Raw genomic sequence first — 20197 nt, forward strand, 5'->3', positions numbered from 1 at the left:
CCTGATTAGAAACCTGCCTCAGCGAGGCTCACCCCATGAGCTTGTGACTCACTAATCTGTGGTCTTCTTACAGTGGGGTGAGCACCATGGCCTTCAACCAGATTCAGTTCCAGCACGGCATGTCGATTCCGGAATTCCTTCGTAGCTTTGGCACCGAGGCACAGTGCGCCGAAGCGATCAAGGCCGCGCGCTGGCCTGAGGGATTTCGCTGTCCGCGCTGCTCCAGCAGTGATCACTATGTGGTCGGCCACGGTGTCCGTAAGCTCTTCCAGTGCAATGGCTGTCGGCATCAGACCTCCCTGACCGCAGGCAGTCTCATGGCACACACCAAACTGCCCCTGACGACCTGGTTCTTGGCCATCTACCTCATCAGTCAGGCCAAAACCGGCCTGTCTGCCCTGGCGCTCAAGCGTCAGCTTGGCGTGAGCTATCCCACTGCCTGGCTGTTGCATCAGAAGATCAACCGGGCCATGGCCTCGCAAGACGCCACCCACCAACTCAGCGGCACGGTGCAACTCGATGACGCTTACCTCGGAGGCGAGCGCACAGGCGGCAAAGTCGGTCGGGGCTCCGAGAACAAGGTCCCCTTTGTCGCGGCTGTCTCGGTCAATGATCACGGGCATCCGATGTTCATCAAGCTCAATGTGGTCAGAGGGTTCACCTCTGAAGCGATCAGCAAGTGGGCCAAGTCCAATCTGGCACCGGGCACCAGCGTGCACAGCGATGGTTTGGCCTGCTTCAGTGCGGTGGCCGATGCCGGTTGCCTTCACCTCCCGATGGTGGTCGGCTCCCTCAAGCCGCGCGACCTGCCCAGCTTCAAGTGGGTCAACACCGTGCTGGGCAATCTCAAGACCACGTTGGCCGGAGCCTTCCATGCCCTGAACTACCGCAAGTACGCCGAGCACTACCTTGCTGGCTTCGCCTACAGGTTCAACCGCCGCTTCGATCTGCGTGGTCTGGTCGCAAGTCTCATCGTCGACGTCGTGAGAGCAAAGCCCATCAAGGAAAAGACGGTCAGGTCGCATGCTGAGGCACGTTTCTAATCAGGAAGAGGGATCTTGTGGACTGGCTTATTGGGTGGATTTGCGTCATCCACGGCAGCCACCTTGGCGCTGGCACGCTACACCCGTCAGCAACCAGCAATGGTCAGTGCCGCCACTTCAGGAATGATGGCGGCATGTGGCGTCATGTTTTTCCGCATGGCGGTGCTGATTGGTGTCATCGAACCGGTGCTTCTGAGCACCTTTGGGATTGCGCTGGTCGTATCAGGACTCCTTCTGCTGAGCATGGCGCTGTGGCGTTGGCACCGGATGGCAGGTGACACCAGAAATGAACATACCGTGGAGGCGATGGCCCCCTTTGATCTCGGAACAGCGCTTGGCTTTGCGGGGTTCCTTGCCGTCATGGCAGTCATGGTCCCGGCAGCGAAGCAATGGTTGGGAAACTACGGCATCTATGTGCTGTCGACCGTATCGGGTCTGGCAGATGTGGATGCGATTCTGATTTCGCTGGCCCGGTTGCACGGTGCCGGTGATGTGGCAACGGGGACTGCCGCTGTTGCACTGGGTCTCGCCACGTTGGCCAATATGCTGACCAAGGCAGGTATAGCGTGGACAACAGGAGGACGCCAGGTCGGCAAGACTGTGGTGGGCAGCTACCTGATCGCGCTCATTGGTGGCGGCATATCACTGTGGTTGACGCTGACCTTGGGGCGAGCTTGAGCGCGATGGGATGGGCAAGAAAGATGACGGAAACGTTATCTACGCCTCATCTTGCCATCAGGCTCGTGTGATGAGAATGGCTTTTGACGTAACGATTTTTCAGATGCATTGAACTGAAAGGACATGTGCAATGAGCTCAACGTATCACCGCTTTACGGAGCTTTTTCAACAGTTGGGACTGCCGTCTGACGTCGAGAGCATCAAAGGCTTTTTGTCGACTCACAGCCCACTTGACGCATCCATCAGACTGGAAGATGCGTCTTTTTGGACAGCGTCCCAGGCGACCTTGTTGCGCGATGAATTACTCAAAGACGCTGATTGGGCGGAAATCGTTGATCAGCTGAATGCCGCATTGCGTGGTGTGGGTAGCAGGTAATGGTCACCATGCGCCAGGCCCTGTCCCTTGGTGTGGCTTGCCTGTCCCTGGCTCTCGGCTCAGTCAGTTACGGACAAGAGGCTCCACTGGGGGCCAGTCTTGAAGGGCTGTTGAAGTTCGCCAAAGACAACAACCCGGAGTTCGCCAGCATGCGGTTTGATGCCGCTGCTGCGACAGAGCGAGTCGTCTCTGCCAGTGCTCTGCCAGATCCGAAGTTCCGCACCGAATGGCGCGATATCACGCGCATGGGCGAGCAAAGTCCCACGCTCTTACCTGCCCGTGTGGGCAGTACCCGTTATCTGCTGATGCAGGATTTGCCGTGGGCCGGCAAACGCGATCTCAAACGTGAAGTCGCCGAGTCGCAGGCGGATGCCGCAAGAGGGCGCGCTGCAGGGTCTTGGAGCGAGCTGGCCGCCAAGATCAAGACCACCTATGCGCAGCTCTATTACCTGGATCAGAGCGAACGCTTGGCCAGGGAGATCCTGGACCTGATGATTCGGCTCGAACAAGTGGCCCAGGTTCGCTACGCTGGCGGCCTCACGGCACAGCAGGATGTGATCCGGGCGCAGTTAGAGCAGACGGCGATGCGCAACGAATTGATCACCATCGAGACTGAGCGCCGACAGCTCCGTGCAAGGTTGAATGCGCTGGTGGGTCGACCTTCGAACGAGCCTTTGGCAACGCCCGTTCAGCTTCGACCACTGCCCACGCCCGAAAGCGTCAGCTTTGCCGCATTGGAGCCGCGTGCACGGTCCAGCAGTCCCTTGCTCAAAACAGAGATATCGCAGATTCGCACTGCCGAAAAGAATCGGGAGCTGACCTACAAAAACCGCTATCCAGATTTCTCGGTGGGCGTCTCACCCATCCAGTATGGCAGCGCGGTCCGCGAGTGGGAGCTGATGGTCGAGATCAACATTCCTTTGCAGCAACACGCGCGGCGAGCCCAGGAGCGTGAATCGGAAGCCATGCTCGCGTCCGCCCGGTCTCGCCAAGAGGGGGTCACCAATCAAGTTCTGGCCGACCTGTACGAAAGCGTCGCGGGGTTGGAGGCCGCCCGCAGCTCGTTGAAGTTGGCCACCGAAAGCATGCTGCCGCAGTCCGAGCTGACGTATCGCTCGGCATTGGCGGGTTATGAGTCGGGCAAGGTTGACTTCGCCACCTTGCTGGATGCACAAAAACAAATCCGCCAAGCCAAACTCAACCAGGTCAAGGCGGGTATGAGTACGCAGATGCGCCTGGCAGACATTGAGCGCATCGTTGGAGACGATCTATGACGGGACGACTGAAGTCAGGTGCGATCATCATGGTGGTCGCAGGGCTCGCTGCAGGCGGGGGCTTTTGGTACGGCAAGCGGCAGTCCAGTGAACCTGGCTCACACGTTGCGTTAACTGCGGCGTCTTCAAAGGGCGGAGAGAAGGAGCGCAAGATCCTTTATTACCGCAATCCGATGGGGCTGCCGGATACGTCGCCCACGCCCAAGAAGGATCCGATGGGCATGGATTACATCCCCGTCTACGCCGGTGAGCAGGAACAGGACGCGGCCAATCCCACGCAAATCAGAATCAGCACGGACAAGGTGCAAAAGCTCGGCGTGCGCGTCGAAGCGGCCAGTCTGAGGGCCTTGGACAAAGTGGTGCGCGCCGCTGCACGCATTGAGCCCGACGAGCGGCAGACGTATACCGTCGCACCTAAGTTTGAGGGCTATGTCGAGCGTCTGCATGTCAATGTGACGGGACAGGCGGTCAGCAAAGGCCAGGCGCTGTTCGAGGTCTACAGCCCCGAACTGATCTCGGCGCAACGAGAGTACGCGATTGCCGCTCAGGGTGTTGACGCATTGAAAGGCGCCAGTGATGAGGCGCAGCGTGGCATGCGGCAATTGGCCGATGCCAGCCTGACGCGCATGCGCAACTGGGACATCTCTGACGAGCAAATCAGGGCGTTGACTCAATCTGGATCGGCTCGTCGCACGCTGACCTTCCGTTCCCCGGTTGCAGGCATCGTCACGGAAAAGAAGGCCGTGCAAGGCATGCGCGTCATGCCTGGTGAGATGCTCTATCAAGTCACCAATCTGGACTCAGTGTGGGTGATCGCCGATGTTTTCGAGCAGGACATTGGCCTGGTCCAGACGGGCATGCGGGCCACGGTACGTGTCAATGCCTACCCTGGCAAGGTGTTCGCGGGCGCCATCACTTATGTCTATCCGACGCTCAAGGCTGAAACACGTACCGTGCCGGTGCGCGTCGAGCTGGACAATCCGGGGGGCTTGCTCAAACCGGGTATGTTTGCCCAGGTTGAGCTACCCGCTGCCGCCAAAGGCGCCGTGCTCACGGTGCCGACGTCCGCGCTGATCGACAGTGGGACGCGTCAAATCGTCCTGGTGCAGCTAAAGGAGGGGCGTTTCGAGCCTCGTGAGGTCAAGGTCGGTGCACGCGGCGAGGATCACATCGAGATCCTGGACGGTGTGCGGGACGGTGAAATGGTGGTGGTCGCCGCCAACTTCCTGATTGATGCCGAGAGCAACCTCAAGGCTGCCATCGGGGGGTTTGGGCACGAGGGGCACGGCACGCAGCCAGCGCAAAGTGGGGCCGCCGCTGCCAAGCCTGCGGCGACTGTTGGCCATCAAGCTGAAGGCAAGGTCGAGGAAGTAGATGTTCAGGCCTCAACGTTGTCCATCGCCCATGGCCCAGTGCCCAGTCTCAAATGGCCGGCCATGTCCATGGAGTTCCAGGTCGCCAACAGCGCGCTGTTGACCGGCCTCAAGCCGGGAGTTGTCATTTCGTTTGAGTTTGTGGAGCGTGGGCAAGGTGAGTGGGTGATCACGGCGATCAAACCCATGAATCAAGCACCGGCCCGTGCGCACGCCGGCCACAACTGATTTTCGGGAGACACCATGCTTGCGAAGATCATTGACTGGTCGGGAAGAAACAGCTTCCTGGTGCTGTTGGCCACCCTGTTCGTCATCGTCGGTGGCGTCTTTGCTGTGCTCAGGACGCCTCTGGACGCCTTGCCCGACCTGTCAGACGTACAGGTCATTGTCTACACCGAATATCCAGGCCAGGCCCCACAGGTGGTCGAGGACCAGGTGACTTACCCCTTGACCACAGCCATGCTGTCAGTGCCCAAGTCGAAGGTGGTGCGGGGCTTCTCCTTCTTCGGTGCATCGTTCGTCTACGTCATCTTTGAAGATGGCACCGACATCTACTGGGCACGCTCACGCGTGCTGGAGTACCTTAACTTCGCTGCTGGGCGCATGCCCAAGGGTGTCACACCTCAGATCGGTCCGGATGCGACCGGCGTTGGCTGGGTTTACCAGTATGTGCTGCTTGCCAAAGACAAGACCTTGGCTGAACTGCGCACGCTGCAGGACTGGTACCTCCGCTACCAACTGACCAAGGCGCACGGTGTGGCCGAGGTGGCCTCCATTGGGGGCTTCGTTCAAACCTACCAGATCACCATTGATCCGGTGAAGCTGCGAGCCTATGACATTCCGCTGGCCAAGGTGTCGCAGGTGGTGCGCGAATCGAATCGCGACGTCGGGGGCCGCGTCGTGGAGATGGCGGAAACCGAGTACATGGTGCGTGGCAAGGGCTACCTTCGCGGCGTGGCCGACATTGAGAATCTGGTCGTCAAGGCAGAGAAAGGGACACCGGTCCTGATCCGCGACATCGCCCGTGTCGAACTGGCGCCCGACGAGCGACGTGGCGTGACGGAGTTCAACGGCGAAGGGGAAGTGGTCTCGGGCATTGCCATGTCGCGCTATGGTCAGAACGCGCTGGAGGTGATTCACAACCTGAAAGAGAAAATCACCGAGGTGTCCGCTGGACTTCCCGAGGGGGTCAGCATTGAGGCGGTGTACGACCGGTCAGACCTGATTCACCGTGCCATTGACAGCCTCAAAGTCACGCTGTTGGAAGAAAGCCTGATCGTCGCGGTGGTTTGCATCGTGTTTCTGATGCACGTTCGCTCGGCGCTGGTCGCGATCTTGATGCTCCCCGTCGGGGTGCTGATTGCTTTCATTGCCATGCGCCTGCTTGGCATGAATTCCAACCTGATGAGTCTGGGGGGTATCGCCATCGCCATCGGGGCCATGGTTGATGCCGCGATTGTCATGATCGAGAACGCTCACAAACACCTGGAGCGCTTACCTGCCGAGCATGACAACGCACAGCGAGTGGACGCGATGATCGCTGCGTGCAAAGAGGTCGGTCCGGCCCTGTTTTTCTCCCTGCTGATCATCACCGTGTCCTTCCTGCCGGTGTTCACGCTGGAGTCTCAGGAGGGTCGCCTCTTCTCACCGTTGGCTTACACAAAGACGTTCGCCATGGCGGGGGCTGCCTTGTTGTCGGTGACGCTGGTGCCGGTGTTGATGATGCTCTTCATCCGGGGACGGATCCTGCCGGAGGCGAAGAACCCGGTGAACCGTTTCCTCATCTGGGTGTACCGCCCCATCATTGCCGCGGTGATGCGCTGGAAGAAGCTGACCGTTGCCGCTGCAGCGCTGGTTCTGGGCATCTCGATCTACCCCGCCAGCCAACTGGGGTCGGAGTTCATGCCGACGCTCAATGAAGGCACGCTGCTTTACATGCCCGCATCGCTGCCGGGCATGTCGATCACCAAGGCGGCCGAGTTATTGCAGACACAGGACAAGATCATCAAGAGTTTCCCGGAGGTCGCGTCGGTCTATGGCAAGGCGGGGCGAGCCAACACCGCCACCGATCCCGCGCCCACCGAGATGTTCGAGACGGTGATCAACCTCAAGCCAGAGGCCGAGTGGCGCGCAGGCATGACGATTGACAAATTGATTGCCGAGATGGACAAGGCGCTGCAGTTCCCCGGTGTGTCCAACGCATGGACCATGCCGATCAAGGCACGCATTGACATGCTGTCCACCGGCATCCGCACGCCCATTGGCATCAAGGTGTTTGGCAAAGACCTGAACGAGATGGAGCGCTTGGCACGTGAGATCGAGACGGTGGTCAAGCAAGTCCCTGGGACGACCTCCGCGTTTGCAGAGCGGATCACGGGCGGGTTCTACCTCAACATTGAACCTGATCGCGGCCAATTGGCGCGTTACGGACTGGCAGTGGGAGACTTGCAGGAGGTGATCGGCACCGCCTTGGGTGGCGACATGGTGACCACAACAGTGGAGGGGCGTGAGCGCTTCGGCGTCACGGTGCGATACCCCCGCGAACTGCGGTCCGATCCGCAGCAAATCGCCCGAGAGGTATTGGTGCCAACCATGGATGGCGCGATGGTGCCGCTGGGACAGGTTGCCAGAGTGGCAGTCGCCAAGGGGGCACCGGGCATCCGAACCGAAAACGCATTGCTGTCTGCCTACATCTTCGTGGACATCCGCGAACGTGACATCGGCAGCTATGTGGCCGATGCGCGCAAGGCTGTGAACGAACAGGTCAATTTCCCGCCCGGCTATTACGCGACCTGGAGCGGCCAGTTCGAGTCCATGGAGCGTGCGGTGGAGAAGATGAAGATCGTTGTCCCCGTAACGCTTCTGATCATCTTCCTGCTGCTGTACCTGAACTTCAAGCGCCTGACCGAGACGTTGATCGTCATGTTGTCGGTCCCATTCGCCTTGGTGGGGGGCGTGTGGCTCATGTGGTTGCTGGACTATCACCTGTCCGTTGCTGTTGCGGTCGGCTTCATTGCGCTGGCTGGCGTTGCGGCTGAGACTGGGGTTGTGATGCTGATTTACCTTGATCATGCGTGGGAGCAGATCAAAAGTAAACGTCGGGCCGAAGGGGTCGAGCCTGGGGTGGTTGACCTGTACAACGCCGTCATGGAAGGGGCTGTGGAGCGAGTGCGCCCCAAGATGATGACGGTGGTCGCCATCATGGCCGGTTTGTTGCCGATCCTTTGGGGAACCGGTACAGGCTCGGAAGTCATGAGTCGCATCGCGGCACCGATGGTGGGCGGGATGATTTCCTCGACCGTGCTGACGCTGGCTGTGATTCCGGCACTCTATGGCATGGTCAAGCAGTGGCGACTCAATCGCTCGTTGGAATAGCGCGGTCCGCTCAGGGGCCGTTGCATGCGAGGTACCGATTCCCATGCAGCTCAAACTGAAGGTTGGCACAAGAGGGGCACAGCTGTTTATGTGATGAATCAACTTCGATTGGCGTCAATGAAGGCGGCAACCCATTTATTTTGAGTCACATATCACCCACTTGAGTTGACGCCCGATATGCTCGCAAAGTGCCTGGATCACCCGCATAGGTGATCCAGGCTTTATGCCGTCATGGGTGTCACTCACGCGTTGGCTGTGACGACCTCACAGCTCCATCTGATTTCCGGCCCTGCGTGTTCACACGCCGGGGCCGTTTGCTTTGGAGCGACCATGCCCCCTTCATGCATCCCCCGGAACGACACGGATTTGTTGCCGCTGTCGACCTTGCCCATCTACACTCGCCCCAAGATCGTTCAACAGGCCTTGCGCCTCATGGAGAAGTCAATCCGGGACACCCCACTGTTGACCTCACCACAGGCTGTCCGTGACTACCTGCGGCTGCGTCTGGCTGACCGTCCCCACGAAGTGTTCGGAGTTCTGTTCCTCACAGCCCAGCACCAAGTCATCGAGTTTGTGGAGATGTTCAGAGGCACGCTGACACAGACCTCGGTCTACCCCAGGGAGGTGGTCATCGAGGCCCTCAGCCGAAACGCGGCAGCCGTGATCCTCACGCACAACCACCCCAGCGGAAAGCCGGATCCTTCTGTGGCTGATGAGGTGTTAACCCATGCGATCAAGGCGGCCTTGGCCGTCGTGGATGTGGATGTCCTGGATCACTTCATCGTGACCCGCCGTGACGTCTACAGCTTCGCGGAGAACCGCAAGCTCTGACCGAACCCCTCAACCCAACTTTCCTCTTCACCTCGTCACCCCTGCCACTCGGCTCGGGTGGCTTTTTCTTGCCTTCACACAAAGGAATCCCTCATGCAAACCTGTCCTTATTGCGAATCCACGCGCCTGCAGATCCGTCGTGTCGGTCGTAAAGCCGGCGCTGCCATCGGCGGCGTTGCCGGTGCGGCTGGAGGCATTGCCTCGGCCATGGGTGGTGCACAGGCGGGCGCCACGGTCGGGCTGGTCGCCGGTCCACTGGGCTCTCTGCTCGGTGGCCTGGCGGGTGCCCTGATTGGCGGCGTCGTCGGTGGTGGCGTTGGCAGCACCGTCGGCAGCAAAGCCGGTGAAGCACTGGATGACGGTGTCTTTGACAAGTATGAGTGCCTCTCTTGCGGTCACACCTTCAACCTGTGATCACTCCCCTCAATTCAAATGCAAAGGAAACACCATGGCTCATCTCGTTGAACAAATGGCCTACGTGGGCGCAACCCCCTGGCATGCGCTCGGTCACCAACTCCCGCCCAAGCAGCCTCTGGAAGTCTGGGCACAGCAGGCTGGCATGGATTGGACGATCCGTGAGACACCGGTTCGCTACCTGGCTCAGCCCGAAGACGGTGGCCCCGCCATCATGGCCTTCGACGAACAGAAGGTGCTCTACCGCAGTGACACCAATGCCCCGCTGTCAGTGGTCAGTGGTCGCTACCAGGTCGTGCAACCCAAGGAGGTGCTGGAGTTCTATCGAGATCTTTCCGAGATCTCCGGGTTCGAGCTGGAAACCGCTGGCGTGCTCAAGGCTGGCAAGAAGTTCTGGGCACTGGCTCGCACGGGCAAGGAAACGACGCTGAAGGGTAATGACGTGGTCAAAGGTTACCTACTGCTGGCAACCTCATGCGACGGAACGCTCGCGACCACGGCTACACCCACCACGGTGCGGGTCGTGTGCAACAACACGCTGTCAATCGCGCTCAACGGCGCGGTAGGTGCCATCAAGGTGCCTCACAGCACGAGCTTTGATGCGCAGGCGGTCAAGCGTCAGTTGGGCATTGCCGTGTCCCAGTGGGACAGCTTCATGTACCGCATGAAGACCCTGTCCGAGTGCAAGGTCAAGAGCCACGAGGCCTTGAACTACTTCCTCAAGGTGCTCTGTCATCAGGACGCCACGCCAGATCAGTCCACAGGGCTGAGCAACGAGCGCGCCTTGAAGAAGGTGCTGGCCATGTACGAAGGGCATGGTCGCGGCGCTGAGCTGTCGGCAGCCAAAGGCACCGCTTGGGGCCTGTTGTGCTCGATCACCGAGTTCGTGGACCACGAGCGTCGAGCACGAAGCCAGGAATACCGGCTGGACAGCGCCTGGTTCGGGCAAGGGGCCAACCTCAAGCAGCGAGCCTTGGACCATGCGCTGCAACTTGCTTCCTGAAGACCTAGACCTTCATCCATCCCACCAACGGCATAAGCCCCGCATCCCTTCAGAGGGAGCGGGGCCTTCTTATTTCCACCAACGGAAAGGACATCACATGGCACACGCACAAGTCACCCCGGCAACCAGCCGGCCTGCACCGGCACTCCGCTTGGTCAAGACCACTGAGATCAACCGAGACCAGTGGTTGGAGGTTCGTCGCTCTGGCATTGGCAGCTCTGACGCTGCGGCAGCCGTGGGGCTCAACCCCTACAAGTCCCAGCTGGAACTCTGGATGGAGAAAACCGGGCGAGGCGCAGCCTTGCCTCAGGTGGACCCCAACGACGAATCCAGTCCGATGTACTGGGGCACCTTGCTGGAGCCCATCGTGGCTGCCCACTACACCAAGCGAACTGGCAACCGTGTTCGAAAGGTGAATGCGGTCCTGCAGCACCCCACGTACCCCTGGATGCGGGCCAACCTGGACCGGGAGGTCATGGGCAGCCCGGATGTCGCCATCCTGGAGTGCAAGACGGCTGGGATCAATGGCGCACGCCTGTGGAAGGAGGGTGTGCCCGACTACGTCCACCTGCAGGTGATGCACCAGTTGGCGGTCACCGGCAAGCAGGCCGCCGATGTGGCCGTGCTGATCTGTGGGCAGGACCTGCAGATCTTCCGCATTCAGCGTGACGAGGAGCAGATCCAGCAACTCATCCGGCTGGAGCAGGCCTTCTGGGAATACGTCGAGAAGGACCTCCAGCCACCGGCAGACGGCTCCGACTCGGCAGACCTGGCGCTGCGCTGCCTGTATCCCCGTGACACAGGCGAGGTGCTGGACTTGTCCCACGAGACGGAGCTGGCAGGTGCGTTCTCTGACCTCCTGGCAGTCCGCCAAAAGCTGGCCGATGTGACCGAGTTGGAGTCGCAGCTCAAGCAGCGCATCCAGCAACGCATGGGCGATGCCTCACGGGCGGTGTTCGAGTGCGGCGAAGTCAGTTGGAAGCGCAGCAAGGACAGTGTGACGCTGGACACGGCCCGACTGCTGAAGGAACAGCCGGAGTTGCTTACCGCCTATGGGCAGACCAAGCCTGGCAGCCGTCGTTTCTTGGTTCAGGCGTGAACACCCCCATCCCCATGGCCGGTCTCTTCGGAGGTCGGCCTTTTCTTTTTTGGAAAGGAATCATCATGATCAAAGGATTGGCACTGACACCGCCCGTCATCGGGCGGATCTCGATTGGCCGTGTCGTCGAGAAGAACGGCAAGCGTCTGCCTGAGAAAGACGACGAGTTCACCCTCACCAGCCAGATCCAGCACAAGGAAGGATGGATCACCCACCCGCTCGACGAGGCCTTGCGCGGGAGCAGTGGAGCCAAGCTGCGCAGCATCCCGATCAAGCTGCTCTTTGACGATCCGGACCTGAACATGCGGGCCAACTACACCTTGTTCAACCGCACCACTGGGCGTCCGATGTGCGTCGGCAACGGGGAGACCTGTCGACGTGCGACGGCAGAGGGCATCCAGACTTTTGAGTGCCGGACACCCGATGGCTGTGAACTGGCTCAGGGAAGCCAGTGCAAGCCCTACGGGCGGCTGAATGTCCGGGTGGGAGAGGACGACGTGCTGGGCACCTTCATCCTGCGCACGACGGGGTTCAACACCATCAGAACGCTGCTGGCACGCATGGCGTACCTGAGTGCGCTCACGGGTGGCATCCTGGCGTCCTTACCGCTGGAGTTGCGCCTACGTGGAAAGTCCACCACCCAGTCCCATCGGGCACCGATCTACTTCGTAGACCTGACGCTCAGGGCTGGACAGTCACTGCACGAGGCTGTCGAGCAGGCACGCACCGAGCGGGCCAAGCAGACAGAGTTGGGGGTAGACCAGGCTGCGCTGGACGAAGCCGCCAGACGGGGCTTTGCCATGGGTGCGTTTGAAGACGTGGAGGATGACGGCTTGCCAATCATCGAGGAGTTCTTTCCAGATGCAGTCCAAGACGAGGCGCAAACATCCGGAGCCGTCAGTGCTGGCAGAGCGGTACTGCGTGACAAGCTGAGTGCCAAGGCCACCAGGCTGGCGTCAGCATCGGCTGCCTGAATCTGGATGATGGCACCTTCGCTTGGAATCAAGGCAACCAAAAGAAAGAGGCCGGCTGTGATGCCGGCCTCTCATCAGTTGCTTTACTTCTTGAGACGCTTTTCGCCTTCTTTGACGTACTCCTCGGCGAATGCCTTGCCGACCTTGCCCGCACCAATTGCGGTGTTGGCCACAACGGCTCCCAGCAACTTTGCTCCATTGAGGAGCTTGTCACCAGGGGTGTAGGAGTGACGCAAATCGTCAAACTTGTCTTTGATACTGAAGAAACCCATAGATCCCCCTTACATCAAGGCCGATAGGCCGTGTCAGATCAGTCGTCGATCTTGCCGGTGCCTTCGCAATCAGGGCACTCGACACGCGCTTTGGGATCGCCACCGCAACCGGGGCAACTGCTGGGATGACGCTCGTCGTCATCACCGTAGTCCATGGGACACGGGATCACACCTTTGCCATTGCAGCGGGGACATTTTCTTTTTGCCATTTTTCGATCCTTCTACGCGGGGTTAATGACCTCGGCCTCCCTGGCGTCCGGCATTACTGCTGGGTGAACCACAACCACAAATGGGTCGTAAATGCCGTGGCCTTGAAAGCATTGTAGAACGACGATTTCGCCCATGCCAAGGGTGTCGGTGAAGGAAGATCGTGACAAATCTCTCGTGCGCTTGGGCGCCGTGATTCGCGCGCGCCGGTTGTCCTTGGATCTGTCTCAAGAAGCACTGGCTGACGTGGCCGAAATTGACCGCTCGCACATGGGCAAGATCGAACGAGGTGAACGCAACGTCACCTTTCTGAACATCTTGAAGATCGCCACAGCGATCCAATGCCGCCCGTCCGATCTGTTGAAAGAAGCAGATCTGTGATTTGATCGGTTCAGTCCGGCGGTTCAGCAGTCTGCGGTGCAGGCGTCTCTTGACTGAGACCCATCGGTGGTGCGTAAGGCCACCCGATTCGGCAGTAGGCGTGACTTGTGAGTCTGACCGACGCCTTCGCAGCGGTTGCAGACGTCCGTTGTCGTGCACTGATTGATCGGTGTGGGTCAGATATCGGACACTCGGCTCTTCAGGCACGGGCTAAGCCGGTATGAATACGGCCAGGTTCCGCTAACGCCCCGTTGCAGTCAAGGCGCACCAAAGCTGCATGACAACGGCGCCTTGCCCTCAGGCATCCGGCACCCGTAAGCAGCCACTTGTGGCTACTGGTACTCGGCCATGAGCGTCGGCGCTCGACTCGATGACACCATCGTCGCCGCGCCAGCCTCGGCGGCCTACAAACTGGTAGGCCGTCCACTCGCTGCTCCCGCTACGCCTGACGGCAACTCGCACCTCAGCGGGTATGCACGAATCTACATTGGTGCCCCGCGGCTAAACTTTATCTACATGGACCGTTCTTGACCGTCGGCGGCACGTTTGTGGGGGCTCCGATAAAGAGCGAAGTTGCCAAACGACCCGTAGCTGAGCAGGCCGAGGTCAACGCGCCAATAAGGGAGGAAAAAAGTGCCAAGAATCGACTACGACAGGCTTCTTGCCAGCGTTCCAATCGATGAAGTTGCGAAGCGTGTCCGCGCCGATCCAAATCTGAGCCACCGTGCCGATCCAATATTGAGCCAGGGCTGGTAGCCGACCAAAGGGTGGTCAGCTGTGGATAAGTGTAGAGCCTGGCCTGGATTTTGAGTCTTCCGGCCGGCTTGGTTGAACATCAAGGGGGACGCCGCGCAGCGGCTTCCCCCTTCGCTTTGAGCTTCAGGCCTTGCCCTCTGCTGCAGCCTGCATCCGAGACTGCTCTCGTGCCTTGATGCGCCTCTTGGCCGTGCTGGAGCTGTGCAGGAACCGATGTGACTCGTTGCCCGTCTCCAGGATGTGGCAGTGATGCGTGAGCCGGTCCAGCAGTGCCGTTGTCATCTTGGCATCACCAAAGACACGCGACCATTCCGCGAAGTCCAAGTTCGTCGTGATCATCACGCTGGTGTGCTCATACAACCGGCTGAGCAAGTGGAACAGCAGCGCACCGCCTGCCTGGCTGAACGGCAGGTAGCCCAACTCATCGAGGATCACCAGGTCCAGGCGCAACAAGCTCGTCGCGATGCGTCCGGCCTTGCCTTGTGCCTTCTCTTGCTCCAGCGCGTTGACCAGATCCACCGTGGAGTAAAAGCGCACGCGCCTGCCATGCTTGGTGATGCCGGACACGCCAATGGCTGTGGCCAGGTGGGTCTTGCCGGTGCCAGGCCCTCCCATCAACACCACGTTGTGCGCCACTTCTGTGAAGCCTGTCTCTGCCAGCGTGTGAACCAGCTTGCTGTCAACGGGGGACACAGCGAAGTCGAACCCCGCCAGGTCTCGATGCACAGGGAACTTGGCTGCATGCATCTGATGGCTCACCGAGCGCATGCCTCGGTCTGTGGCCTCGGCCTGCAGCAGGTGTTCAATCAACCACCGTGCCTCCTCCGAGCCCGTACTGGCCCCTTGTTCGATCAGGTCCAGCCAGGCGCCCGCCATGCCGTGCAGGCGCAGTTGTTTGAACTCTGCAGCGATATCACGCATGGTTGATCTCCTCCGCGCCGCCTTGCCCGCGCAAGCTGTCGTAGCGCGCCGTATTGGCCAGTGGGACTACTGTCGCCTGCAGACTGGTCTGTGCATCCTCTGGTGTGGGCGCAGGGTTGAGCCTGCTCAGAACATTGATCACATGCTCGACGCTGACCTTGCCAGACGGTGGCGCGCTCTCCAGCGCCAATTCAACTGCCACCAGCACCGCATCCAGGCCAGCTGTGCTCACAATCGCCAGTACCTGCGCCATGACACGGTCGCCACCCGCCTGACGGAGAAGCCCTCTGCGTAGCTGCTGCAAGGCCGGGGGTAGGTCGGCGAAGGGGGCCCCATTGCGCAGCGCACCGGGTTTTCTTTGCACCAGCGGGATGTAGTGCTGCCAGTCGTAGCGGGTCTGGCCTCGATCGGTCAATCGCTCGTGCTGCGCCACCACCTCATCGTTGGCCACCACGACCACCCACCTTCCCATTGCGATGCGGCTTACCGCCCGGGGCCTTTCTGGAGATCTCACTAAGGATGGCACAGTCCTTCGCGTCCGTGCCCTGGCGACATTGACTGCGCAACTGTTTGAGTTCCAGTTCAAGCAAGCGCAGTTCCTTGATTCTCTGGCTGACTTGCCCTATATGAGCGTCCAAGATCTGGTTGACCTCGGCACAACTCTCGTCGGGAGAGTCAGTCAGCCGCAGCAGGACGCGAACCTCATCCAGCGTCATGTCGAGTGATCGGCAGTGGCGAATGAATGCCAGCCGCTGAACGTGAAGGCTTTCATAGATGCGATAGTTGCCAGCGCTTCGGGCAGCAGCTTGCAAAAGGCCTTCACGCTCATAGAAACGGATGGTTTCAATCTGCACGCCTGCTCGTTCCGCCAGTTCACCAATCTTCATATCTACTCCTCATCGAATTCACAGTTGACTCTACACCTACTTCAGGGTTGATAATCGCGCGGTTCTGAATATGCGTCTGCCCGATATGGAATTCTTCAAACGTTTGTGCTTTTGCGCTGTTACTGCAGTTTGGCTACTCTTTGCTCATCTAAGTCATGCCACGCAGCCGGCGGAAGAAGCGAAGGCGCGACAGCTTTGGCAACTGAGGTTGCCCCTGAATTTCGGAGCGCTTAGCCCGGGTTTCATGCGGCGTTCTTGCGCTGAGCCGCCAGCCAGCGTTGCTCGTATTGCATGGGGCTGAGATAGCCCAGCGCCGAATGCAGACGAGAGTGATTGTAGAAGGCCATCCAGTTCAGAATGGCTGTCCTGGCCTGCTCTCGGGTGGCAAACCTTTGCCCCAGCACGCAAGCCACCTTCAGATGGCCCCAGAAGCTCTCCGTGGGCGCGTTGTCCCAGCAGTTGCCCTTGCGGCTCATGGATGAACTGATACCCCAGGCCTTCATCGTGGTCTGGAACTCATGGCTGCAGTACTGGCTGCCGCGGTCGCTGTGGAAGATCAGCCCCTTGGCTGGCCTGCGGCGCCAGCAGGCCATCAGCAGCGCGTCTTTGACCAGGCTGGTCTGCATGTGCGGCTGCATGCTCCAGCCCACCACCTGGCGGCTGTGCAGGTCAAGCACCGCAGCCAGGTACAGCCACCCCTCATCGGTGGGGATGTAAGTGATGTCGCCGCTCCACAGCAGATTGGGCGCCTCGGGGTTGAAGCGCCGCTGCACGAGATCCGGCGCCACCGGCAGGTGGTGCTTGCTGTCGGTGGTAACGACGAACTTCTTCTTGGTGCGCGCCTTGATCCCGTGGCGCTGCATCAGCACGCGCACACGCTCTTTGCCCACGCGGATGCCCCTGGCCAACAGCTCCTTGTGCATGCGGGGCCAACCGTACTCGCCTTTGATCTCCGCGTGAATGGCCCGCATGTGCGCCAGCAAGGCTTCGTCGCTCTGAAACCGGCTGGGGCCATGGCCAGGTGCATCCTGACCACGCTTCCAGTTGAAGTACCCGCTGGTGCTGACCTCCAGCACCTCGCACATCAGGCTCACAGGCCATGCCTTGCCGCTCATTTGCCGGACCCAAGCGTACTTTGCAGCACATCCTGCGCAAAGTACGCTGCGGCTTTTTTAGCGATGTCGCGTTCCATCTTCAGGCGAGCCACCTCGGCCCTCAAACGCGCAAGCTCCATCTGTTCGGCTGTGACCACCGGGGCCTTCTGGCTCGGCACAACACCGCCCAATTGCCCCTTGGCATCCAGGCGAACCCAGTTGGACACATTTGATGACGGGATGCCCAGCACCTTGGCCACCACCGCCCCAGACTGCCCGGCCTTGACCTGCCTGACAGCCTCCAGTTTGTACTCCAGGGTGTACTTGCCACGTACCTGCTTGTCGACCATTTCTTCGCTCCTTTCCAGCATTGTGGTCATGAGCTAAGAACTCCACTTTTCGGGGGCAACCTCAGACATCGGGGTCGCCTTGGAGCATGCCAACCGATTGGACGGCCTCTTTGTCCAGGTTGAAGCTGAGTTCGGAAGCGGGCGGGCCGACGAGATGGCCACTTTTGTTGGCGCCTTGACCATCCTTTTGCGTGAAGGCGTGGAAGCTTTGCTGATCATCGTGGCCATGGTGGCGTTCCTGCGCAAGTCGAATCGGCCGGATGCGTATTCCGGTCCAACGTGACCGTTGATTCCGGCGGATCGTGACCGCCGATTCTGGTTCATCGTGACCGGCCATTCTGGTCGAACGTGACCGATTTTTGCACCTGACCGGAATCTCGGTCACGATGCCGGAATCACCGGTCACGATGCCAGCATGGCGTCGTATGCCACCGTGATGGTGTTGCGCAAGTTGTCTCACCCAATGCAGTTAGCCTGCCCAGTTTTTTGCTGGAGCCGGCATGCCTGCACCAAGGATTCACATGCGCAAGATCAAGGACGTTCTGCGTCTCAAACTCGATGCTCGGCTCTCGCACGAGCGTATCGCCGCCGCCCTGGGCATCTCCAAAGGCGTGGTTACCAAGTACGTCGGTTTGGCCTCGGTCGCAGGTCTGGATTGGCACTCCATCCAGCCCCTGGACGAGACCGCTTTGCAGCATCGCCTGCTGGCACCGCCGCCACGGCCGCAGCACTTCGTGCACCCCGACTACGCCCAGATTCACAAAGAACTGCGCCGCAAGGGCATGACGCTCATGCTGCTGTGGGAGGAGCACACCCAGCAGCACCTGGACGGTCATACGCACTCCTACTCGCAGTTCTGCGAGAACTACCGCCGCTACGCCAAGACACTCAAACGCTCGATGCGCCAGACCCACCGCGCAGGCGAGAAGCTGTTCATCGACTTTGCAGGTCCCACGATCGAGTTGGTGGACGGCAGCCGTGCCCACATCTTCGTGGCCGCTCTGGGCGCTTCGAGCTACACCTTTGCGTGTGCCACACCGCGCGAGACCATGGCCGACTGGCTTGATGGCTGCGCCCGCGCCCTGACATTCATCGGTGGGGTGCCCCAGCTCATCGTGCCGGACAACCCCAAAGCCCTCATTGCCAACCCCAACCGCTATGAGCCTCGCGCCAACGAGACGGTGGAGGACTTCGCTCGCCACTACGGCACCTCGATGCTACCGGCGCGGCCCTATCACCCGCAGGACAAGGCCAAGGTCGAGTCTGCCGTGCAAGTTGTCGAGCGTTGGATCCTGATGCGACTGCGCCACCAACGCTTTGCGAGCGTGGACGATGTCAACGAGGCCATCGCGCCGCTGCTGGAACAACTCAACAACAAGGCATTCCAGAGGTTGCCTGGCAGCCGAGTCAGCACGTTTGCAGAGTTGGATGCGCCAGCACTGCAAGCCTTGCCTCTGCAGCCCTGGGAATTCGCCACCTACAAGACCGTGCGCGTGCACATTGATCACCACGTCGAGATCGAGGGGCATCGCTACAGCGTGCCGCAGTCCTTGGTCGGGCTGGTCCTGGAGGCACGCATCACCACGCGCGGCGTGGAGATCGTCCACCGTGGTCAGCGTGTTGCCGCTCATCTGCGCTGTCTCCACAAGGGGGGCTTCACCACCGTGGCGGAGCACATGTCGGCAGCGCACCGCGCGCATCGGGAGTGGACCCCTGAACGCCTGATTCACTGGGGCGGCACCATTGGTGTGGCCTGTGCCAGCACCGTCCAGCGTCTGCTGGAGGAGCGACGCCATCCCGAGCATGGCTACCGCGCCTGCCTGGGGCTGCTGTCACTGGCCAAGAAGTACGGCAAGCCCCGACTGGAAGCCGCTTGCCTCATCGCCCTGGAGCTCGGCACCGTCAAGTACAGGCACGTCAGCGACATTCTGGCAAACGGCCGGGATCAGGTGCCCGCCACGACCGCCACCGACTGGACCAGCCCGCACCATGCCCACGTTCGTGGCCCCGGTTACTACCAGTGAACAGACAGGATTGCACCATGATGATGAACACGACTTTGAACCAGCTGCGTGAACTCAGGCTGATGGGCATGCTCACAGCCCTTGATGAGCAACTGACGCAGGCCGGCATGAGCGCTGTCAGCTTTGAAGAACGCATGGCTCTGATCGTCGAGCGCGAGCTCCATTGGCGCCACGACAAGCGGCGTGCACGCCTGCTCAAAGAGGCCAAGCTGAAGTACCCCCAAGCCGCCATTGAGGACATCGATACACGAGCTGGACGCGGCCTGGATCGCAAGGCTGTCATGAGCCTGGCCTTGGGTGATTGGATCGACAGCGGCCACAGCGTGCTGATCACCGGCCCCACCGGAGCTGGCAAATCCTGGCTGGCTTGTGCGCTGGCCCAGCACGCCTGTCGCCGCGGTCGCTCTGCCTTCTACCAACGTGTGCCACGTCTGAGCGAAGAGCTGCGCATCCGTCACGGCAATGGCACCTTTGGCAAGTGGCTCATCCAGTTGGCCAAGACCGATGTCCTGTTGCTGGACGACTGGGGCATGGCTGGGCTGGACAACCAGGCCCGCGCTGACTTGCTGGAGATCATCGACGACCGAGCTGCCAGCAAGGCCACCATCATCACCAGTCAGCTGCCCATTGAACACTGGCATGCCTGGGTCGGTGACGCCACGATTGCCGACGCGATCCTTGATCGCCTGATGCAGCGAAACCACCGATTCACTCTGACCGGTGAGTCCCTGCGACAAAAGCCCAAACCCACGAAAAAGGAGCCCGACTCAGACCCATCGTGACCGACACCCCTACAATTTGAACGCGCAACACCTCACACGGTGCAACCGGTCACGATGGGCCGGAATCGTCGGTCACGTTCGCC

18 protein-coding genes and 2 pseudogenes are annotated in these 20197 nt (G+C 60.3%); 15 read left to right on the forward strand and 5 right to left on the reverse strand.

Going from position 1 to position 20197, the window contains the following annotated elements; translation table 11 throughout:
- Positions 1–86: 86 nt before the first annotated feature.
- The 11 genes from WIT60_RS16240 to WIT60_RS16290 all read left to right on the forward strand — a co-directional run bounded on the left by WIT60_RS16240 (position 87) and on the right by WIT60_RS16290 (position 12440).
- The gene (locus WIT60_RS16240; protein ID WP_103826989.1) at positions 87–1043 is read left to right on the forward strand and encodes an IS1595 family transposase; all 957 of its coding nucleotides are present in this window, start codon (positions 87–89) and stop codon (positions 1041–1043) included.
- Between the two features lie 15 nt (positions 1044–1058).
- On the forward strand, positions 1059–1721 hold the full coding sequence (locus WIT60_RS16245; RefSeq protein ID WP_339584891.1) for an MgtC/SapB family protein: 663 nt from the start codon (positions 1059–1061) through the stop codon (positions 1719–1721).
- A gap of 130 nt (positions 1722–1851) precedes the next feature.
- Positions 1852–2097: a DUF2789 domain-containing protein gene (locus tag WIT60_RS16250; RefSeq protein WP_339584892.1), complete on the forward strand. Its 246-nt coding sequence runs from the start codon at positions 1852–1854 to the stop codon at positions 2095–2097.
- Positions 2097–3371, forward strand: coding sequence for a TolC family protein (locus WIT60_RS16255; protein WP_339584893.1), 1275 nt, complete (start codon positions 2097–2099; stop codon positions 3369–3371). The genes WIT60_RS16250 and WIT60_RS16255 overlap by 1 nt, the downstream gene beginning before the upstream one ends.
- Complete coding sequence (locus WIT60_RS16260; protein WP_058088887.1) at positions 3368–4972, forward strand: efflux RND transporter periplasmic adaptor subunit; 1605 nt, start codon at positions 3368–3370, stop codon at positions 4970–4972. Before WIT60_RS16255 ends, WIT60_RS16260 begins: the two co-directional genes overlap by 4 nt.
- 15 nt (positions 4973–4987) lie before the next feature.
- Entirely contained in the window at positions 4988–8119 is a 3132-nt protein-coding gene (locus tag WIT60_RS16265; RefSeq protein ID WP_339584894.1) for an efflux RND transporter permease subunit, read from the forward strand.
- A 330-nt stretch (positions 8120–8449) separates the two neighbouring features.
- The gene (gene radC, locus WIT60_RS16270; protein ID WP_339584895.1) at positions 8450–8950 is read left to right on the forward strand and encodes a RadC family protein; all 501 of its coding nucleotides are present in this window, start codon (positions 8450–8452) and stop codon (positions 8948–8950) included.
- 93 nt (positions 8951–9043) lie between these two features.
- Complete coding sequence (locus WIT60_RS16275; RefSeq protein ID WP_339584896.1) at positions 9044–9364, forward strand: hypothetical protein; 321 nt, start codon at positions 9044–9046, stop codon at positions 9362–9364.
- Positions 9365–9398: 34 nt separating this feature from the next.
- Positions 9399–10367 (forward strand): TIGR03299 family phage/plasmid-derived protein, encoded by a 969-nt coding sequence (locus WIT60_RS16280; protein ID WP_339584897.1) that lies wholly within the window; start codon positions 9399–9401, stop codon positions 10365–10367.
- Positions 10368–10464: 97 nt separating this feature from the next.
- Positions 10465–11466, forward strand: a complete 1002-nt coding sequence (locus WIT60_RS16285) for a YqaJ viral recombinase family nuclease (RefSeq protein ID WP_339584898.1) — start codon at positions 10465–10467, stop codon at positions 11464–11466.
- Positions 11467–11531: 65 nt separating this feature from the next.
- Positions 11532–12440, forward strand: coding sequence for a recombination directionality factor (locus WIT60_RS16290; RefSeq protein WP_339584899.1), 909 nt, complete (start codon positions 11532–11534; stop codon positions 12438–12440).
- 83 nt (positions 12441–12523) lie between these two features.
- Here the strand turns inward: WIT60_RS16290 and WIT60_RS16295 are convergent, their stop codons facing one another.
- Positions 12524–12712: a hypothetical protein gene (locus tag WIT60_RS16295; RefSeq protein WP_339584900.1), complete on the reverse strand. Its 189-nt coding sequence runs from the start codon at positions 12710–12712 to the stop codon at positions 12524–12526.
- A 342-nt stretch (positions 12713–13054) separates the two neighbouring features.
- On the opposite strand from WIT60_RS16295, the gene WIT60_RS16300 reads away from it, so the two are divergent.
- The gene (locus WIT60_RS16300) at positions 13055–13300 is read left to right on the forward strand and encodes a helix-turn-helix domain-containing protein (RefSeq protein ID WP_339584901.1); all 246 of its coding nucleotides are present in this window, start codon (positions 13055–13057) and stop codon (positions 13298–13300) included.
- Positions 13301–14179: 879 nt separating this feature from the next.
- On the opposite strand, the gene istB (WIT60_RS16305) is transcribed toward WIT60_RS16300, so the two are convergent.
- The 4 genes and pseudogenes from istB (WIT60_RS16305) to WIT60_RS16320 all read right to left on the reverse strand — a co-directional run bounded on the left by istB (WIT60_RS16305) (position 14180) and on the right by WIT60_RS16320 (position 17308).
- Positions 14180–14977, reverse strand: coding sequence for an IS21-like element helper ATPase IstB (istB, locus tag WIT60_RS16305; protein WP_339584902.1), 798 nt, complete (start codon positions 14975–14977; stop codon positions 14180–14182).
- Positions 14970–15551, reverse strand: a pseudogene (locus WIT60_RS16310) (IS21 family transposase); the annotation flags it as partial. The gene istB (WIT60_RS16305) and the pseudogene WIT60_RS16310, both read right to left, overlap by 8 nt.
- Positions 15544–15864, reverse strand: a pseudogene (locus WIT60_RS16315) (MerR family transcriptional regulator); the annotation flags it as partial. The pseudogenes WIT60_RS16315 and WIT60_RS16310, both read right to left, overlap by 8 nt.
- 242 nt (positions 15865–16106) lie before the next feature.
- Positions 16107–17308, reverse strand: a protein-coding gene (locus WIT60_RS16320; RefSeq protein WP_339584904.1) for an IS3 family transposase whose coding sequence is annotated in 2 segments (ribosomal slippage) — positions 16107–17032 and positions 17032–17308 — 1203 coding nt in all. Because the reading frame shifts where the segments join, the coding sequence is not laid out codon by codon here.
- 79 nt (positions 17309–17387) lie between these two features.
- Between WIT60_RS16320 and WIT60_RS16325 the strand changes: the two genes are divergently transcribed.
- The 3 genes from WIT60_RS16325 (at position 17388) to istB (WIT60_RS16335) (ending at position 20114) form a co-directional block, all read left to right on the forward strand.
- Positions 17388–17591: a hypothetical protein gene (locus WIT60_RS16325; RefSeq protein ID WP_339584905.1), complete on the forward strand. Its 204-nt coding sequence runs from the start codon at positions 17388–17390 to the stop codon at positions 17589–17591.
- 217 nt (positions 17592–17808) lie between these two features.
- Positions 17809–19332, forward strand: coding sequence for an IS21 family transposase (gene istA, locus WIT60_RS16330; protein WP_339582727.1), 1524 nt, complete (start codon positions 17809–17811; stop codon positions 19330–19332).
- Between the two features lie 17 nt (positions 19333–19349).
- Positions 19350–20114 (forward strand): IS21-like element helper ATPase IstB, encoded by a 765-nt coding sequence (istB, locus tag WIT60_RS16335; RefSeq protein WP_339582728.1) that lies wholly within the window; start codon positions 19350–19352, stop codon positions 20112–20114.
- Positions 20115–20197: the final 83 nt, after the last annotated feature.

It is taken from the genome of Aquabacterium sp. G14, assembly GCF_037482285.1.
GTDB lineage: Bacteria > Pseudomonadota > Gammaproteobacteria > Burkholderiales > Burkholderiaceae_C > Aquabacterium.

Bases quoted from the DNA above. Each gene is read 5' to 3' on its own strand.
- istA (WP_339582727.1), top strand. From the start codon at position 17,809: ATGCCTGCACCAAGGATTCACATGCGCAAGATCAAGGACGTTCTGCGT.
- WIT60_RS16285 (WP_339584898.1), top strand. From the start codon at position 10,465: ATGGCACACGCACAAGTCACCCCGGCAACCAGCCGGCCTGCACCGGCA.
- WIT60_RS16265 (WP_339584894.1), top strand. From the start codon at position 4,988: ATGCTTGCGAAGATCATTGACTGGTCGGGAAGAAACAGCTTCCTGGTG.
- WIT60_RS16250 (WP_339584892.1), top strand. From the start codon at position 1,852: ATGAGCTCAACGTATCACCGCTTTACGGAGCTTTTTCAACAGTTGGGA.
- WIT60_RS16240 (WP_103826989.1), top strand. From the start codon at position 87: ATGGCCTTCAACCAGATTCAGTTCCAGCACGGCATGTCGATTCCGGAA.
- WIT60_RS16290 (WP_339584899.1), top strand. From the start codon at position 11,532: ATGATCAAAGGATTGGCACTGACACCGCCCGTCATCGGGCGGATCTCG.
- WIT60_RS16255 (WP_339584893.1), top strand. From the start codon at position 2,097: ATGGTCACCATGCGCCAGGCCCTGTCCCTTGGTGTGGCTTGCCTGTCC.
- radC (WP_339584895.1), top strand. From the start codon at position 8,450: ATGCCCCCTTCATGCATCCCCCGGAACGACACGGATTTGTTGCCGCTG.
- WIT60_RS16275 (WP_339584896.1), top strand. From the start codon at position 9,044: ATGCAAACCTGTCCTTATTGCGAATCCACGCGCCTGCAGATCCGTCGT.
- istB (WP_339584902.1), bottom strand. From the start codon at position 14,977: ATGCGTGATATCGCTGCAGAGTTCAAACAACTGCGCCTGCACGGCATG.
- WIT60_RS16300 (WP_339584901.1), top strand. From the start codon at position 13,055: ATGCCAAGGGTGTCGGTGAAGGAAGATCGTGACAAATCTCTCGTGCGC.
- WIT60_RS16260 (WP_058088887.1), top strand. From the start codon at position 3,368: ATGACGGGACGACTGAAGTCAGGTGCGATCATCATGGTGGTCGCAGGG.
- istB (WP_339582728.1), top strand. From the start codon at position 19,350: ATGATGATGAACACGACTTTGAACCAGCTGCGTGAACTCAGGCTGATG.
- WIT60_RS16280 (WP_339584897.1), top strand. From the start codon at position 9,399: ATGGCTCATCTCGTTGAACAAATGGCCTACGTGGGCGCAACCCCCTGG.
- WIT60_RS16295 (WP_339584900.1), bottom strand. From the start codon at position 12,712: ATGGGTTTCTTCAGTATCAAAGACAAGTTTGACGATTTGCGTCACTCC.